This is a genomic window from Agrobacterium sp. LEGMi-208b (assembly GCF_059511785.1).
Genome location: NZ_CM183445.1, coordinates 2166704 through 2183766 on the forward strand (window position 1 = coordinate 2166704; position 17063 = coordinate 2183766).

Annotated in this window: 19 protein-coding genes; 14 read left to right on the forward strand and 5 right to left on the reverse strand. The window is 61.1% G+C overall.

Annotated features, from left to right (window positions below):
- Nucleotides 1–226 precede the first annotated feature (226 nt).
- From AC5YUO_RS10475 to ureC, 9 genes are all read left to right on the forward strand, one after another.
- Nucleotides 227–1483 carry a CE1 family esterase gene (locus AC5YUO_RS10475; protein ID WP_496153251.1) on the forward strand — a complete coding sequence of 419 codons (1257 nt, stop codon included), beginning with the start codon at nt 227–229 and terminating at the stop codon, nt 1481–1483.
- Nucleotides 1387–2241: an urease accessory protein UreD gene (locus tag AC5YUO_RS10480; RefSeq protein ID WP_496153252.1), complete on the forward strand. Its 855-nt coding sequence runs from the start codon at nt 1387–1389 to the stop codon at nt 2239–2241. The genes AC5YUO_RS10475 and AC5YUO_RS10480 overlap by 97 nt, the downstream gene beginning before the upstream one ends.
- A 107-nt stretch (nt 2242–2348) precedes the next feature.
- The gene (locus AC5YUO_RS10485) at nt 2349–2651 is read left to right on the forward strand and encodes an urease subunit gamma (RefSeq protein ID WP_063948239.1); all 303 of its coding nucleotides are present in this window, start codon (nt 2349–2351) and stop codon (nt 2649–2651) included.
- 10 nt (nt 2652–2661) lie between these two features.
- Nucleotides 2662–2919: a DUF1272 domain-containing protein gene (locus tag AC5YUO_RS10490; protein ID WP_496153253.1), complete on the forward strand. Its 258-nt coding sequence runs from the start codon at nt 2662–2664 to the stop codon at nt 2917–2919.
- Nucleotides 2920–2940: 21 nt separating this feature from the next.
- Nucleotides 2941–3246: an urease subunit beta gene (locus tag AC5YUO_RS10495; RefSeq protein ID WP_496153254.1), complete on the forward strand. Its 306-nt coding sequence runs from the start codon at nt 2941–2943 to the stop codon at nt 3244–3246.
- A gap of 1 nt (nt 3247) precedes the next feature.
- Nucleotides 3248–3604, forward strand: a complete 357-nt coding sequence (locus AC5YUO_RS10500) for a GFA family protein (RefSeq protein ID WP_496153255.1) — start codon at nt 3248–3250, stop codon at nt 3602–3604.
- A gap of 3 nt (nt 3605–3607) precedes the next feature.
- The gene (locus tag AC5YUO_RS10505; protein ID WP_496153256.1) at nt 3608–4030 is read left to right on the forward strand and encodes a lysozyme inhibitor LprI family protein; all 423 of its coding nucleotides are present in this window, start codon (nt 3608–3610) and stop codon (nt 4028–4030) included.
- A gap of 5 nt (nt 4031–4035) precedes the next feature.
- Nucleotides 4036–4680 (forward strand): Urease operon accessory protein, encoded by a 645-nt coding sequence (locus tag AC5YUO_RS10510; RefSeq protein WP_496153257.1) that lies wholly within the window; start codon nt 4036–4038, stop codon nt 4678–4680.
- Between the two features lie 4 nt (nt 4681–4684).
- Complete coding sequence (ureC, locus tag AC5YUO_RS10515; RefSeq protein ID WP_496153258.1) at nt 4685–6394, forward strand: urease subunit alpha; 1710 nt, start codon at nt 4685–4687, stop codon at nt 6392–6394.
- Between the two features lie 18 nt (nt 6395–6412).
- Here the strand turns inward: ureC and AC5YUO_RS10520 are convergent, their stop codons facing one another.
- Nucleotides 6413–6739, reverse strand: coding sequence for a hypothetical protein (locus AC5YUO_RS10520; RefSeq protein WP_496153259.1), 327 nt, complete (start codon nt 6737–6739; stop codon nt 6413–6415).
- A complete protein-coding gene (locus AC5YUO_RS10525) occupies nt 6736–7239 on the reverse strand; it encodes a hypothetical protein (protein ID WP_496153260.1) in 504 nt (167 codons plus the stop codon). Before AC5YUO_RS10525 ends, AC5YUO_RS10520 begins: the two co-directional genes overlap by 4 nt.
- 223 nt (nt 7240–7462) lie before the next feature.
- Here AC5YUO_RS10525 and AC5YUO_RS10530 point away from each other — a divergent pair, with 223 nt between their 5' ends.
- The 5 genes from AC5YUO_RS10530 to aidB all read left to right on the forward strand — a co-directional run bounded on the left by AC5YUO_RS10530 (nt 7463) and on the right by aidB (nt 11227).
- Entirely contained in the window at nt 7463–7999 is a 537-nt protein-coding gene (locus tag AC5YUO_RS10530; RefSeq protein ID WP_496153261.1) for a peroxiredoxin, read from the forward strand.
- Between the two features lie 366 nt (nt 8000–8365).
- Nucleotides 8366–8857 carry an urease accessory protein UreE gene (gene ureE / locus AC5YUO_RS10535; protein ID WP_496153262.1) on the forward strand — a complete coding sequence of 164 codons (492 nt, stop codon included), beginning with the start codon at nt 8366–8368 and terminating at the stop codon, nt 8855–8857.
- Nucleotides 8858–8860: 3 nt separating this feature from the next.
- On the forward strand, nt 8861–9532 hold the full coding sequence (locus AC5YUO_RS10540; RefSeq protein WP_496153263.1) for an urease accessory protein UreF: 672 nt from the start codon (nt 8861–8863) through the stop codon (nt 9530–9532).
- Nucleotides 9533–9787: 255 nt separating this feature from the next.
- Entirely contained in the window at nt 9788–10399 is a 612-nt protein-coding gene (gene ureG / locus AC5YUO_RS10545; RefSeq protein WP_496153264.1) for an urease accessory protein UreG, read from the forward strand.
- Nucleotides 10400–10402: 3 nt separating this feature from the next.
- Nucleotides 10403–11227 carry an AidB family quorum-quenching N-acyl homoserine lactonase gene (gene aidB, locus AC5YUO_RS10550; protein WP_496153265.1) on the forward strand — a complete coding sequence of 275 codons (825 nt, stop codon included), beginning with the start codon at nt 10403–10405 and terminating at the stop codon, nt 11225–11227.
- A 72-nt stretch (nt 11228–11299) separates the two neighbouring features.
- On the opposite strand, the gene AC5YUO_RS10555 is transcribed toward aidB, so the two are convergent.
- From AC5YUO_RS10555 to AC5YUO_RS10565, 3 genes are all read right to left on the reverse strand, one after another.
- Nucleotides 11300–11989, reverse strand: coding sequence for a Crp/Fnr family transcriptional regulator (locus AC5YUO_RS10555; protein ID WP_496153266.1), 690 nt, complete (start codon nt 11987–11989; stop codon nt 11300–11302).
- Between the two features lie 472 nt (nt 11990–12461).
- Nucleotides 12462–15782 carry an efflux RND transporter permease subunit gene (locus tag AC5YUO_RS10560; protein WP_496153267.1) on the reverse strand — a complete coding sequence of 1107 codons (3321 nt, stop codon included), beginning with the start codon at nt 15780–15782 and terminating at the stop codon, nt 12462–12464.
- Nucleotides 15783–15795: 13 nt separating this feature from the next.
- On the reverse strand, nt 15796–16989 hold the full coding sequence (locus AC5YUO_RS10565) for an efflux RND transporter periplasmic adaptor subunit (RefSeq protein ID WP_496153268.1): 1194 nt from the start codon (nt 16987–16989) through the stop codon (nt 15796–15798).
- Nucleotides 16990–17063 lie beyond the last annotated feature (74 nt).

A 17063-nucleotide genomic window follows, 5' to 3' on the forward strand; every position in this document is an offset into this window, starting at 1 on the left:
TCACGGCGTGCAAACGGCCGATTAATATTTTGAAAGCCTATGCGCCTGAGCATAGCTTTTATGCGCAATTTTAGCATTTCGTTGAATAAAAGCCTGTGATATTGGCAGCGCAAATGCTGCATGCGAGACACAGGAAAAGTCTATTCGCACGCCGCGACAGTTGATCCCTTACATTTCCTGCACGCTCGACGTATCGTCGGGACACTGTGCCAATAAAGGCGTGTCAATGATTCAAGACTTTGCAGTGGGCCGGGCTTCCCGGTTGGTTCGTTCCGCATGCAGCCTGTTCCTTGGGCTGGTGATCAGCGCAAGCGCAGGGGCCGCAGCGTCGGCATCGACCTGCGGTCAGGGCATCGGCCCGGGCATGGAGCCGGGTCGGCATGATTTTTCCATTCTCTCCAATGGCGAGAAACGCGACGGCGTCTATTTTGTTCCCTCCGCCTATGACGGGAAAAAGCCGCTGCCCGTCATATTCGATTTTCATGGCTCGAACAGCAATCCGCACGGCCAGCTGAACCGCAGCGGCTGGGACAAGCTGGCCGAGCGTGACGGCCTTGTGGTGGTGGCGCTGGCCGGCAGCCTCAATGGCGAATTGCCCGGCACCCATGCCTGGAACGTTCCCGGTGTCACCAAGCGCCCGGGCGGGCTGGATGAAGTCGGTTTCATCCGCGATGCCATCGCCATGGTGAAGGGCAGGTTCTGCGTGGATGAGGAGCGCTTTTACGGTTCCGGTTATTCCGGCGGCGGGCGCATGCTGTCGCAATTCATCTGCAGCGGCAACGCGGATTTTAATGCTGCCGGCTTCGTCGCCTCGCTGCGCGCCGGTTATCCGCTGGAGACCGAAGGCAAATGGGGACCGGATGCGGCAAGCTGCACGCCTGCCCGGCCGATGTCGATCATCGCCTTTGCCGGGCTGAAGGATCCTGCCAATCCCTATCAGGGCGGCGGCAAGTCCTATTGGCAATATGGCGGTGAGACTGCCTTGAAGCGCTGGGCCGAGATGGACGGCTGCAAGGGCGCTGCCAAAAGCAAGGTGGGCGAGAGCTTCACCGTCAACTCCTACGATGTCTGCAAGGCTGGTGCACGCATTCAATCCTATGTCATCGAGAACTGGGACCATGCCTGGCCGCGCGCGACGATGAAGGCGGAAGTGCTGGCCGCTAGCGCCGTCGTCACCCGCAAGCCGGGCGGCGAGCAGACCCCGAAGGCCGAACCCGCCGTGGAGCGCAAGATGCCCACAGGCGAAGTGACGCGCACGGTTGATGCGGCCGAAAGAATGTGGGATTTCTTCCGCAACACGGAAGGGCAGATGGTGGTGGACGCCGTCGTCAAGAAGGATTGTGGCGCCAAGGCCGGATCCGCTTCCGCAAGTGCTTCGGAGACCGCGTGCAGCCAGAACAGCAAGCCATCGGCCCTTCCGGTTGTGAAGACGCTCAACAACCTGTCCGGCAGCAACGCGCCCGTGGCAGAGGACGCATTGTAACCAAGGCGGTTGAAGGGCGCAGCCGGCTGGACGAGTTGTTCCAGGAAGGCTGCGCCAAAATCCGCCTGCCGGACACTTTTTCGAACGAAGCCGAAGCCATTCTCATCAATTCCTCCGGCGGGCTGACCGGCGGAGACGAGATCGAATGGCATGCGGTCGCCGGTGCCAGCACGTCGCTTGTCGTGACCACGCAGGCCTGCGAGAAGGTTTACAAGGCATCATCAGGCACAGCCACTGTCACCGCCCGCATTTCCGCCGGGCCGGGTGCGAAACTGCACTGGCTGCCACAGGAAACCATCCTTTTCGACCGGGCGTCGCTCACCCGCCGGCTGGAAGCCGATCTCGATCAATCTTCCGAATTCATCGCCGTCGAAGCCGTGCTGCTCGGCCGTCAGGCCATGGGCGAGGCGATGACGCATGGCCTTTTTCGCGACCGCTGGCGCATTCGCCATGGCGGCAAGCTGGTGCATGCCGAAGAGCTTCTGCTTGAGGGCGAGGTGGCGGAGCTGACGGCGAAGACGGCGGTTCTGGCCGGGCAGGTCGCCTTTGCGACGCTTCTCTATATCGGGCCTCTTTCCGAGGCGCTTCTGCCTAAAATCCGGGCGATTGCCGGGGAAAGCGGCGGTGCCAGCGAATGGCAGGGCAAGCTCGTGGTGCGGGTTGCCGCCGCCGATGGTTTCTCCTTGAGAAAATTGCTTTTTCCGATCATTTCGCTCTTGCGAAACGGCGCGCCAGTGCCGAAAGTCTGGAATCTGTAATCCCTTCGGATCGCCGCGTGACGGGCATCCTTCGGGGTCTGTCAAATGTCGGATCTGATCTCCTGCAAAGCTGCTTTGCGGAGCGGATGCCAAGCTGCGGGACGACGATGAACCTTAGCCCAAGAGAAAAAGACAAGCTTTTGATTTCCATGGCCGCCATGGTGGCGCGCCGCCGGCTGGAGCGCGGCGTGAAGCTGAATTATCCCGAAGCGATTGCGCTGATTACCGATTTCGTGGTCGAGGGCGCCCGTGACGGCCGCGCCGTTTCCGATCTGATGGAAGCCGGCGCGCATGTGATTTCCCGCGATCAGGTGATGGATGGCATTGCCGAGATGATCCATGATGTGCAGGTGGAAGCGACCTTTCCTGATGGCACCAAGCTGGTGACCGTTCACGAACCGATCCGGTGAGGAGGGTGGCATGGCGCTGGAACTGAGGCCCAATTGCGAATGCTGCGACCGCGATCTTGCGCCCGATAGCCGGGATGCGATGATCTGCTCGTTCGAATGCACCTTCTGCGCCGATTGCGTGACGGATGTGCTCAAAGGCGCCTGCCCGAACTGCGGAGGCGAGTTGGTTCGCAGGCCGGTTCGCCCCGCAGTGAAACTCGTCACCAATCCGGCGTCCACAAAGCGCGTGCTGAAGGCCGAAGGCTGCGCGGCTGCGACCGCCGCCTGAGACAGAAACAAGGGGAGCACCATGAAGCCAGGCGAAATCATTGCCGCAGAAGGCACCATCGAACTCAATGCCGGCCAGCCGACGGTGACGATCGAGGTGGCCAATTCGGGCGACCGGCCGGTGCAGGTGGGCAGCCATTATCATTTCTTCGAGACCAATGCGGGGCTCCTGTTTGACCGCGACAAAACGCGCGGCATGCGTCTCGATATTCCGGCCGGCACGGCGGTGCGTTTCGAACCCGGCCAGAAGCGGGAAGTGACGCTGGTGCCGCTTTCCGGCAAGCGTGAGGTTTATGGTTTCCGTCAACAGGTCATGGGGAGGTTATGAAATGACGACGGCGCATTATCATGGAAGCTGCCAGTGCGGCAGCGTCAGCTTCGAGGTCGATGCCGATCTCGACCATACCGTCATCTGCAATTGTTCGCGCTGCAAGCGGCTCGGCTCCACGCTCGCCTTTGCACCGCGGGAGAAATTCACCCTGCTTTCCGGCGAGGACAAGCTGAGCGAATATCTCTTCAACAAACACAAGATCCATCATTTCTTCTGCTCCACCTGCGGCATTGAAAGCTTTGCCTATGCCGATGGGCCTGACGGTACGCCCATGGTGGCGGTTAATGCCAATTGTCTCGACGGCGTCGATCCAAGGGCGCTGAAATCGCAGGCTTTTGACGGCGCGGCGGCTTGAGCGATGGCGATGACCCGAAATAACGTCGTCATGGCGGCCATCCTCTTCAGCGTGACTGCTGGCATCTCCATGCCGGTCGCCGCGCAGACCGAGCCCGATTGCAAGGCGCCGCAGACGCAGGCGGATATGACCATCTGCGCCGGCAAGGACCATGAAAAGGCCGACAAGGATCTGAACGCCGCCTATCAGAAGCTTCGCAAGCAGCTTGCCGAGCGCGACAAGACGGCCGACGCAAGCAGCAAGGGTGCGACCGACGCTCTGGTGACGGCCCAGCGCGCATGGGTGGTTTTTCGCGACGCCAATTGCGCGCTATCCGGTTTTCAGGCGCGTGGCGGCACGATGGAGCCGATGCTGATCGCGTCCTGCCTCGCCGATATGAGCAGCAAGCGCGCCGATGAATTGCGCCAGTTGTCGGAAGGTTTCTGAACGGCATGGGGCGGCGGATCATGATTGTCGGAAACGGGGAACTGCCGCCGGGTGTGGCTGGTTTCATCGACCGTTCCGACATCGTCATCCGCTTCAATGATTGCCGGTCGCTGGGCGCCGGCGGCAGCCGCACGGATGTGGTGGCCGTCTGCAATACCGGGCGGCCGGGCCAGGAGATGACGGAAGGCAGCGACTGGCGCGAAAATGACGGCGTGCGGCAGGCCTCCGCCCTATGGTCGGTGCGCGATCCCGCGAAGTTTTCAGAGATGGAGTCGGGCATCCGCGCGGGCTGGCCGGAGCTCACCGATTTCTGCGCCGATTATACCCCCGGTTTTACGGCCATCGCACGCGAAACCGGCAAGAGCCATATCGTCATTCCACGCGCTGTGCATGAAAGGCTCGATGCGGCGCTCGAAGCCTATGCGCCGGCACCCTATGTCTGCCCCAGCACCGGCCTTTTTGCCATTGCCCATGTTCTCGAGAGCGTGAGCGGCGATGGTGACGAGGTGGCGATTGCCGGTTTCGGCCATCAGGGCTGGAGCGGTCATCCCTTTGCCGCCGAACAACAACTGGTCGAAGCCCTGTCAAACGAGGGCCGGCTGACACGAATTTCTCCCACATCGATTTTCTCCGCGTCCCAAGGAGCCTGAGCCCATGCCTTACAAGATTTCCCGCGCCGCCTATGCCGGCATGTTCGGCCCGACCGTTGGCGACAAGGTGCGACTGGCCGATACCGAACTCTTCATCGAGATCGAGAAGGACCACACCACCTATGGCGAGGAAGTGAAATTCGGTGGTGGCAAGGTCATTCGCGACGGCATGGGCCAGAGCCAGGCGACACGGGCCGAAGGGGCTGTCGATACCGTCATCACCAATGCCGTCATCGTCGACCATAGCGGCATCTACAAGGCGGATGTGGGCCTGAAGAATGGCCGCATCCACGCCATCGGCAAGGCGGGCAACCCCGATACGCAGCCGGGTGTGACGATCATCGTCGGCCCTTCGACGGAAGCGATTGCCGGCGAAGGCAAGATCCTCACCGCCGGCGGCATGGACGCGCATATCCATTACATCTGCCCGCAGCAGATCGAGGAAGCGCTGATGAGCGGTGTGACCTGCATGCTGGGTGGCGGTTCCGGCCCGGCGCATGGCACGCTCGCCACAACCTGCACCGGCGCGTGGCACATCGAGCGCATGATCGAAAGTTTCGATGCCTTTCCGATGAACCTCGCACTGGCCGGCAAGGGCAATGCCTCGCTGCCGGCGCCGCTCGAAGAAATGATCCTTGCCGGCGCTTCATCGCTGAAGCTGCATGAGGACTGGGGCACGACGCCCGCCGCCATCGACAATTGCCTGACGGTCGCCGACGAATATGACGTGCAGGTGATGATCCACACCGATACGCTGAATGAAAGCGGTTTCGTGGAAGACACGGTCGCCGCCATCAGGGGGCGCACCATCCATGCTTTCCACACCGAAGGTGCGGGCGGCGGGCACGCGCCTGATATCATCAAGGTCTGCGGCAACCCGAATGTCATTCCGTCTTCCACCAACCCGACACGGCCCTATACCGTCAATACGCTCGCCGAACATCTTGATATGCTGATGGTGTGCCATCACCTGTCGCCGTCCATTCCTGAAGATATCGCCTTCGCCGAAAGCCGCATCCGCAAGGAAACCATCGCGGCGGAGGATATCCTCCACGATATCGGCGCGTTTTCGATCATTTCCTCCGACAGCCAGGCCATGGGCCGTGTCGGCGAAGTGGCGATCCGCACCTGGCAGACCGCCGACAAGATGAAACGCCAGCGCGGCCGCCTGAAGGAAGAGACCGGCGAAAACGACAATTTCCGGGTACGCCGTTACATCGCCAAATATACCATCAACCCGGCCATCGCTCAGGGTGTCAGCCACGAGATCGGCTCTGTCGAAGTCGGCAAGCGTGCCGATCTTGTCTTGTGGAACCCGGCCTTTTTCGGGGTGAAGCCGGAAATGGTGCTGCTCGGCGGTTCGATTGCGGCAGCCCCGATGGGCGACCCGAATGCCTCCATTCCCACGCCGCAGCCGATGCATTACCGGCCGATGTTTGCCGCTTACGGCAAGCTGCGCACCAATTCTTCGGTCACTTTCGTCTCGCAGGCGTCGCTGGATGCCGGCCTTGCCCAGCGCCTTGGCGTCGCCAAGAAGCTGCTGCCGGTGAAGAATGTGCGCGGCGGCATTTCCAAGGCCTCGATGATCCACAATTCGCTGACCCCGCATATCGAGGTTGATCCCGAGACCTATGAAGTGCGGGCGGATGGCGAGCTGCTGACCTGCGAACCGGCCACCGTGCTGCCGATGGCGCAGCGTTATTTCCTGTTTTGAGGAACGGTTGCTCCGCGCTCAGATGCAAATGAGCGCGGCCAGCAGGCTCGCGATGCCGGCCATAAAAAGCCCCATCGCCGCCAGCGCCGGGATTTTGATCCTCGGTTGATCGATGATGGCGTCCGTCTCGCTGGCCAGCAAGGTTATGGCCTGCAGAAACAGGTAAAGACAGAACAGCAACGAGGCACTGAAAAAGAGGGTAGCCGGGTATACCAGCCAATCGGAGAGGTCCGGCGTCCTGTTCTTGAATGTGGCCAACAACAGGATCAGCGAAAGCCCGGCGCTGGCGATGATGCGGAAAACCGCCAGCATTTCCTTGGTCGATTCCTTGTTGCCGTCCTTCATTTCGCCCGCTTGCGCCACCAGGACAGCCCCAGGATATCTTTCATCAGGTAGGGCGGCTCCGTATGGCTGCTACGCTTGTCCTGAAATTTTTTCGATGAAGGTAGCCTTTCCTTTTCGGCCAGCCGCTTTCCATAGGTTTCCTGCCAGCAGGTGATGAATTCATCCGCGTGTTTGTAACCAAGTTCACAGGGCACTTTCCGGCTGAGCGCCGAGGGGCTGAGTGTTTCCACATCGATGACACGATGGGCGAAGGCGCCGACGGCATTGGCCTGCAGGGTCACGGCCTCATCAATGTACCAGGATCGCCATTCGGCAAAACTTTTGCCGTCAACCTTCTCCGCAACTTTCCGCAGCAATTCGGTATCCAGCCTCTCGCAGACATCGGTTACCAACCCGGCGACGAAGCCACGCAGGTTGGAGCATTGCGGGCCGTCGCTATAATCGAAATAGGCCCTGAGGGTACTGTCGAGATGATTGAGGACGCGGTCTTTCAAAATCAATTTCTATATCTCCCTTTTGGGTGCGGAATATTACTTAAAAGTGTATTTTTGTAAACTATACTTTATAGTTGCATAAGGTAGCAAAACCGCCTGTTCGAATCTCTTTTGAGACCGGATTTTTATGCTGCACCGCAGCGCATCTTGCGTTATGGAAACGGCAAAAGAATTCCGCGTGGATCGATCCCAAGCGACCCACGTAAAACGCCAGAACAGGAGACAAGACATGCTCGGCAAAAAAGTGCCTGCCGTAACTTTCCGCACGCGCGTTCGTGATGAAGCCGTTGGTGGCCCCAACCCTTTCCGTTGGCAGGACATGACCTCCGACGATTATTTCAAGGGCAAGAAGGTTGTGCTGTTTTCGCTGCCCGGCGCTTTCACGCCGACCTGCTCGACCTATCAGCTGCCGGACTTCGAAAAGCTGGCGGGCGAGTTCCGTTCGCTCGGCGTCGATGAAATCTATTGCCTGTCGGTCAACGATGCCTTCGTCATGAATGCCTGGGCCAAGGGTCAGAACCTCGAAAACGTCAAGGTCATTCCTGATGGTTCGGGCGAGTTCACCCGCAAGATGGGCATGCTGGTCGCCAAGGACAATCTCGGCTTCGGCATGCGCTCCTGGCGTTACGCCGCCGTCATCAATGACGGTCTGGTGGAGCAGTGGTTCGAGGAAGAGGGTTATTCCGACAATTGCGAATCCGACCCCTACGGCGTTTCCTCGCCGCAGAACATTCTCGAAAACCTCAAGGCACGCGCTGCGGCGTGATTTCGGTTTCATGATTTTCTGAAGGCCCGGCAGCGATGTCGGGCTTTTCTTTTTCTGAGGTGCTGCTTTCTCGCGCAAGGGCCTCTCCAAGCTCCGTCACCCCGGACCTGATCCGGGGTCCAGCGCGATCAAGTCCTTGATTGCGTGGGAGTCTTTTCACGGCGCAGACGCGCCGTGGCTGGATGCCGGGTCATCCTCGGGCTGGTTCCGGGGACCGGCATGACGGAGGAGAGGTTCCAGGTATCGTCAACCTTCCAAGCCGACGATGCCATGGTCTTTTCAACCTTATGAAATCGCAGCTTGAAATCCCTCTGCCTATCCGTCAAAAATCAGCCTCCCAAGACTGTTTCCGAAACGGATCATCCCATGCTGCGCGTCACCTCCTATCACCCCGCCGGAACCCCCGGCGACGAGCCCTCCCGTTATGTCACGCTGGCGCATGACCAGCGGCATCTGCGCCGCAAGCTGCTGCATCTGCAGAACGACGAGATGGTGATGCTGGACCTGAAGGAAGCCGTGCTGTTTGCCCATGGCGATCTGCTGGTGGTGGAAAACGGCGATCTGATCGAGGTTCGCGCGGCGGATGAAAAGCTGTTCGAAATCAAGGCGAAGGAACGGCTTCACCTGATCGAGCTTGCCTGGCATCTGGGCAACAGGCACCTTTCGGCGCAGATCGAGGAAGAGCGTATTCTCATCCTGCGCGACCACGTCATCCGCGCCATGCTCGAAGGCCTCGGCGCCACCGTGCGGGATGTGGAAGAACCTTTCCAGCCGGCACGCGGCGCCTATCACGCCCATGGCGGCCATTCCCATGGCCATGATCACGGGCATGGCCACCACCATCATGACCATGGCTGAGGCGTGAGCGGGGAAAGCGGCGTTGCCGCGCTGCTGCGGCTGATGGCCTGGCTGTCGCCGGCCTTCCCGGTCGGCGGTTTTTCCTATTCCGGCGGGCTGGAAAAGGCGGTGGAGGACGGGCGCGTACGCGATGTCGTGGCGCTTCACGGCTGGGTGGAAACGCTGCTGTGCCATGGCGGCCTGTGGAACGATGCGGTGTTTCTGGCGCATGCCTGGCGAAGCTCGCAGGATGCCGTTGCGCTGAGCGAAACGGCCGATCTCGGCCGAGCGCTGGCCGGTTCGGCGGAACGTTATCGCGAGACCGTGCTTCTGGGAGATGCCTTCGTTTCCGCCGCCGGCGCATGGCCGCATGCGGTTCTGGCGCTATTGCCGAAGGAGGCTCCCTATCCCGTTGCCATAGGCGCTGTGGCTGCCGGACATGGAGTGCCGTTGCGCGAGACGCTTGCCGCCTTTCTGCATGCCGGTGTTTCGCAGATCGTTTCGGCCGGCATCCGTCTTGGCGTCGCGGGACAAAAGGATGGTGTTGCCATTCTGGCCGCAAGCGAGGCGGTGATCGCGGAGGTGGCGGCACGGGCGGCATTATCCACGCTCGATGACCTCGGCAGCGCCACTGTTATCGCCGATACGGCGGCGATGCGTCATGAAACACAGGGCACGCGGCTTTTCCGCTCCTGACGGCGGCCCAATAACGATCGATGGAGCGAGCGGGCGCTCCGTGTTTCTTCTCCCCGCCGGGGAGAAGTCCGCGACAGCGGGATGAGGGGGCGAGGGTGCTATTTATCGCTGGCGTTGCCCCCTCATCCGACCCTTCGGGCCACCTTCTCCCCGCCGGGGAGAAGAAACTGGCGGCACGGTTCTTGCTTCTTCTTGAAGCGTTGGTCCAAGGCTTTACGGTAGGAAATACCAAAGCATGATGAAGGGAACAGAGTGATGAAATCGGGTAATGGTCCGCTGCGCGTCGGCATTGGCGGGCCGGTGGGTTCCGGCAAGACGGCGCTGACGGAGAAGCTCTGCAAGGCGATGAGCAGCGATTATTCCGTCGCCGTCGTCACCAATGATATCTATACCAAGGAAGATGCCGAGGCGCTGGTGCGCATGCAGGCGCTGCCATCAGAGCGTATCGTCGGTGTCGAGACGGGCGGTTGCCCGCATACCGCCATCCGCGAGGATGCGACGATCAATCTGCAGGCGATTGCCGGGCTCAATGCACGGTTTCCCGATCTCGACGTGGTCTTCATCGAATCCGGCGGCGATAACCTTGCCGCGACCTTTTCGCCCGATCTTGCCGATATCACCATCTATGTGATTTCCGTCTGCCAGGGCGAGGAAATTCCGCGCAAGGGCGGGCCGGGTATCACCCGCTCCGACCTGCTGGTCATCAACAAGAAGGACCTTGCGCCATACGTCGGTGCCGATCTGACCGTGATGGACAGCGATGCGACGCGGATGCGCAATGCCATGCCTTTCGTTTTCACCGATATGAAACGCGGCGATGGCGTTGATCGGATCGTCGGTTTCCTGAAAGAGCAGGGCGGTCTTTGAGCCATGAATGAGCCGCTGCGTTTTGGCCGTTATGCCGTGTCCCGGTTCATCGATGGTGTCTACAAGGCGCCGGTCGGTCATCTCATCCACCGGCAGGGCGCGGATGCGCTGGCTGCCGTTCTCGCCCGGCTTGAGGGCGGGACGGTCGACATGGATGTCAATTGTTTTGCGCTTTCCGGGCCCGATGGTGTGTGGCTGATCGATGCCGGCTGTGGCACGGCCTGGGGCGCCGCCTATGGCCATGCCCGCCCGGCGATGATCGCCGCCGGTATTCAGCCTGATGATGTCAGCCGTGTCATCCTCACCCATATTCACGGCGACCACGCGCTGGGTCTCATCGATGGCGACCGGCCTTATTTTCCCAATGCGGAGATATGGGTGCCCGAGGCCGATCTAGCCTTCTTCTCCAGCGCGGAGGCGCGAAAGACATTGCCGCCCGCCCGGCAGGGCGGTTTCGATCTTGCGGCGCGGCTGCTCGATATTTGCGGCGCCATGTTGCGGCCGATCCCCATGGGAACGGTTGCCGAGGATATCGAGGCGATCGCCATGCCCGGCCATACCCCGGGGCATATGGCTTATCTCATCGGCAGCGGCGATAAGCGACTGTTATTGTGGGGTGATGTGCTGCATGTGAGTGCATTGCAGGCGGCCGATCCCGGCATCGCTTTCGTTTACGATATCGATTCCGAACTTGCTTATGCCACCCGTCTTGCGGCGCTGGCAGAGGCGGCCGATCATGGCTGGCTGGTGTCCGGTGGCCATCTTGGCGGATTTTTCCATATCGAGCGGCAGGGCGATAGCTTCCGTTTCGTGCCGCAGCCGGGCTGATTTTCCGTTTTCGGGCATGCAGAAGGGCGGGCTGCCGGCTAGCATCCCGCCCTTCGTCCTCTCCCGGTGTTTTCAGATCTGCTTCAATGCCGCGACGTCATTGACCTGCACGATACGGCCGCGCACCGTGACGCCTGACTTTTTCAGTGCCGAGAAGGCGCGCGAGAGCGCTTCCGGCGCAAGGCCGAGCTTGCCGGCCAGCAGGCTTTTCTGGAACGGCAGCCGCAGCGAAAAGGATGTCGCATCGCGCGGGCCCTGATTGATGAGGTAATGGGCGACGCGTTGCGGTGCTGTCTGCAGCCGGTCGTTGGCGATGCAGTCCATGGTCGCCAGCAGGCTGTTGGACAGGCAGCGCATGACGGCCTTGGCGATGGCCGGCTCCTGATCGATCAGGCTTCGGATTCTTGTGAGTTCGAAACGCGCCACGGTGCAGCTTTCCGCCGCCTGTGCGCTGTAACGATAGGTATCGCTGCCGAAGATCAGGCATTCGTTGAAGGTGTCGCCGGGGCCGCTCACACGCACATCCGCCTCGCGCCCGTGCCGGTCCAGCCGGTAAAGGCGGACATAACCCGACAGCACGCAATAAAAATGCTGCGCCGCTTCGCCTTCCTTGAAGAGGACGTGGCGGGCGTTGACAGTGGTGATGGTCGCCGCCTCCATCAGCTTCAGCGCTGCCGCGTCATCGGCAACCCCGATCAGGGGTGCGCGCAGCAGAATGTTCCTGTCCCTGTTGCTCAGCTTCACGGTCTTGTTCACGTCCATTCGGCTCCCGCTCAAACCTTTTGCCGGGCTGTCCGAAGCGACACGAAACCGGGGAAGTTCCTTCTCCCTCACGCCTATCTGCAAAGAACTCATCGCATTTTTCCTCGACCGGCAATTCCCGATGCGAGGGAGACTAGCAGTTCACCTGAAAAGCGAATTGATTTCGATCAAACAGGTTTGCAGTCGTCATAGGGGCGGAAATGGTTCGTCCATTCGTGCTTATAAGCACAGGGGGAAATATGGAGCGGGCGAGTGCGACATATTTCTTCTCCCCGAGGGGGAGAAGTCCGCGGCAGCGGGATGAGGGGGCGAGGGTCGGGATATACGGAGAGCTTGCCCCCTCATCCGACCCTTCGGGCCACCTTCTCCCCCTCGGGGAGAAGAAACAAGCGGCGACGTTTTGCCCTCACGTATCAGTTAAAGCGAAACGCCGGGCACATGGCCCGGCGTCTCAAACGTTATTCTGCAAACTTCACTCCGCAGCGAGCGGCGGCAGCCGCAATATGTTGCTGCCCTTGTCCGTGGCCTTGTCGCCGGTACCCTTTTCCATGCTGGCGACACGCGCCTCCAGCGAGGAGAGGGCGAGGCTGTTTTCGCGGGCGATCTCCGAGAGTTTCTCGTTGGAGAGGGCCTCTTCCTCCTCTTCCTTCTTGCCGACGAAGCGGCCGAAGAGGTGGGCGAGCAGGCGCGACAGGTCGTCCATGATCAGGAAGAAGGCGGGCACCACGATGAGCGACAGCACCGTCGAGACGATGATACCGCCGATCACCGCAATCGCCATCGGCGCGCGGAAGGAACCGCCTTCGCCGACACCGAGTGCGGAGGGCAACATGCCCGCCGACATGGCGATGGATGTCATGATGATCGGGCGGGCGCGCTTGCGGCCGGCCTCCACCATGGCATGCACCCGTTCCATGCCGTGACGGCGCATTTCGATGGCGAAATCCACCAAGAGGATGGCGTTTTTCGTCACGATGCCCATCAGCATCAGGATGCCGATGAGAACGGGCATGGAGAGCGCGTTCTGCGTGATGATGAGCGCCACCGCCACGCCGCCGATGGCAAGCGGCAGCGAGAACAGGATGGTGAAGGGCTGGATGACATCCTTGAACAGCAGGATGAGCACGACCAGCACCAGCATCAGGCCGAGCAGCATGGCGTTGACGAAGCCCTGCTGCATTTCGCCCTGCACCTTGGCGTCACCGCTTTCGGCAAGGCGGACGCTTGCCGGCAGTTCGGTTTCCGACACGATGCGCTTGAACTCGGCCGTCGAGGTATCCAGCGCCGTGCCGAAGGGCACGTCGGAGCCGATGGAGACGACGCGGTTGCGGTCGTTGCGCTTGATCGAGCTTGGACCTTCCGAATAGTCGATATCGGCGACGCTGTAGAGCGGCACCAGCGACCCGGAGGCGGTCTTGATCTTCAGCGCGCGGATGGTGGCGAGATCGCGGCGGGTATCGAGCGATGCCTGCACGCGGATCGGGATCTGCCGGTCGTCCAGCGAGATCTTCGTCAGCTGCGCGTCGATATCGCCGATGGTGGCGACACGCACGGTCTGCGAAATCTGCTGCGGCGTGATGCCGAGGCGGGCGATTTCATCCTTGCGCGGGCGGATTTGCAGTTCGGGACGCGGCAGAGCGCCTTCCGAGCTGACATTGGCGAGGATGGGCGAGGCGCGCAGGCGGCTTTCGAGAATGCCGACGGCGTCGTTCAGATCCTTCTCGTTGCTTGAGAGGAAGTTGAAGGAGAGCTCGCGTTCCGCACGGTCGTTGAGCTTGATGATGCGGACATCGGGGATGCCGCGCACCTGCGCGAAAATATCCCGTTCCACATCCCATTGCGGACGTATGCGGCCCTTCTCCTCCACCTTCGGCAGATATTGGCCGATGAGCGGAATGGAACCGAGACCCTTGTTGACCACCAGCTTGAGCAGCGAATGGTCGATGTGCTGCAGGATGACGTTGACGGTGGCGCGGCGAAGCTCCAGGTCACCCTTCGGCGAAGCGCCGCCGAGGATGAAGACGCTTTCCACGCCATTGATGTCACGCAGCGCATGATAAATCTGCGTCGTCGTGCGGTCGGTTTCGTCGAGCGTCGCATTGGGCGGCAGTTCCACCGAAAGCGTGACGCGTGAGGCATCATCCGGCGGCAGGAAGCTGCCCGGAACGCCGGCGAGCAGAATGACGGAAGCGACGAGAAAGCCGATGGCGCCGAGCAGCGTCAGATACCGTGCCCACCACTTGCGGGTGGTGGCGGTGACCATGCGCGTATAGGCCTTCATCAACCGGCTGTCATTGTCGTGGTGGTCGTCCATCGCGTCTTCGGCGCGCATCAGATAGGCCGCCATCAACGGCGTGATGAGACGGGCGACGGCGAGCGAGAAGAACACCGAGAAGGCGACGGTGAGGCCGAACTGGATGAAGTACTGGCCGGGAATGCCGGGCATGAACGAGACGGGCACGAAGACCGCGATGATGGTGAAGCTGGTGGCGATGACGGCGAGGCCGATTTCATCCGCCGCTTCGAGTGCAGCCCGATAAGGCGTCTTGCCCATCTTGATGTGGCGGGCGATGTTCTCGATTTCCACGATGGCGTCGTCCACGAGGATACCCGTGGCGAGCGTCAAGGCGAGGAAGCTGACGAGGTTGAGCGAGAAGCCCATGATATCCATGATCCAGAAGGTCGGGATCGCGGAAAGCGGCAGGGCAACTGCGGCAATCAGGGTTGCGCGCCAGTTGCGCAGGAAGAGCAGGACCACGATGACGGCGAGGATCGCGCCTTCGATCAGCGTGTCGAGCGCCGCCTTGTAGTTGCCATAGGTGAAGTAGACGGCGTCATCGACCATTTCGATCGAGACGTCAGGATGATTCTTGCGCACCTCGTCGAGGCTTGCCGCCACGGTTTCGGCGACGGAGACCTCACTGGCACCCTTGGAGCGGAACACCGCGAAGGTGACAGCCGGGTTGCCGTTGAAGCGCGAGAAGGACTTCTGTTCCTGATAGGTGTCGGTGACCGTGCCAAGCTCGGAAAGCTTGACGAAACGGCCGTTGGAAAGCGCAATCGTGGTGTTGGCAAGCTGGCTCACATCGCGTGTGTCGCCGAGCGTGCGGATCGTCTGCTCATTGCCGCCCACCTGGCCGCGGCCGGAACCGAGATCGATGTTGGTGCCGCGCAGCTGGCTGTTCACTTCGGTGGCGGTGATGCCATAGGCGTCGAGCTTTTCGGGGCTCAGCGACACGCGCACTTCGCGGTCGGCGCCGCCGTAACGGTCGACCTTGCCGATGCCGGACTGGCCCTGAAGCGAACGCTTGATCGTGTCATCCACGAACCAGGACAGTTCTTCCAGCGTCATATTGGGCGAGGAGACGGCAAAGGTCTGGATCGCCTGTCCCTCGACGTCGATCTTGCTGACGACGGGCACTTCGATATCAGCCGGCAGATCGCTGCGGATCTTGTCGATGGCGTCCTTCGTGTCCTGAACGGCCTCTTCCGTCGGCTTTTCGATGCGGAAGACGACCGTCGTCGTCGACTGGCCGTCGACCACGGTGGACTGGATTTCGTCGACGCCGCTGATGGCGGCGACGGCGTCCTCGATCTCCTTCGTCACCTGCATTTCCAGCTCGGAGGGCGAAGCCCCGCTCTGGGTCACGGTGACGGCCACGACGGGAACGTCGATATTCGGAAAACGGGTGATGGGCAGGGTGTTAAACGCCTGCATGCCGAGGATCATCAAAAGCGCGAAGCCGAGCAGCGGCGCAATCGGATTACGGATTGACCATGCGGAAAAGTTCATTTCAATCCCTCAGTCAGTTGGACGCAGCCGTCTGGGCTTCCACCGGTTTAATCCGGTCACCATCACGTACGAATGCCCCAGCCTTCTCGACAACCTTGTCTCCAGCGGCAAGACCGCTGACAATCTCGATGAAACCACTGTCTTCTATGCCGGTCTCGATCTTCACCTGCTTGACGACGTCGCCTTCCACCCTGCGGGTGGTCGAGCCTTCACGCCCGGAGGTAACGGCCGACAGCGGCAAAGCGAGCGCATTCGTCTCCTCGACGATGATCGCCGCGCTGGCATACATGCCAGAGCGCGCCGGGCTGTTTTCCGGCAGCACCACATGCACGGAACCGAGGCGCGTCGTCGGATCGACGGTGGGCGAAACGAGGCGCACCTTGCCCTCTATTTTCTCAGCTCCGCCGGCAACCGTCAAATAGGCTTTCTGGCCGGCCTTGACCTTCTGGATATCGGTCTCGGACAGATCGGCGACAAGTTCGATCGCGCCGTCCTTGATGACGGTGAAAAGCGGGTTGCCGGAGCCGCTGGCGATTGCGCCGACCTTGGCGTTCTTGGCCGAAACGATGCCGGCGACCGGGGTTTTCACGCCGGTGCGCGTCAGCTTCAGGTCGATGTCGTCAATCTGCGCGTCAACCACCTTGATATCGGCCTCGCCGGCGGAAACGGCCTGACGGGCGGCGTTGAGCTTGGCGGCGGCCACTTCGGCCTGCGCCTGGGTCTGCTCCACCTGCGAGACGGAGCCGGAGCCGCTCTGGCCGAGCTTTGCGGCACGGTCGCGCTGGCGGTTCGCGTCATTGGCGCTCGCCTCCGCTTCCAGGACCTGTGCCTTGGCCTGTGCGACGGCAGCCTGCGCCTTGGCCTTGTTGGCCTCGAGCTGGCTTTTCTGAAGGATGAGACTGTCCGAGGAGAGGACGGCGAGGACCGCGTTTGCTTCGACCTTGTCGCCGATATCGACGTTCAGCGTATCGATCGACAGGCCGTCAACCAGCGGCTGGACGTAGATTTCGTCCACGGGGCGGATGGTGCCCGTCGCGATGATGCGGTCCACGAGATCGCGTTTTGCCGCATGCGCAACGATGATGGAGGGCAGGTTCTGCTGTTTGACCGGTGCCTGCGCCTCTCCCTCGGCTGCTGCGGAAAGAGGGAGCACCGTTGCGGAAAGAAGAAGGACTACAAAGCGGTTAAACGTGACTTTATGCTGCATGTGTCTTGGCTCGCGCAATATCCGCTCACATGTCCTGAAGGCCCGGGGCCGTATCTTAAAAGGTCATGCGATGG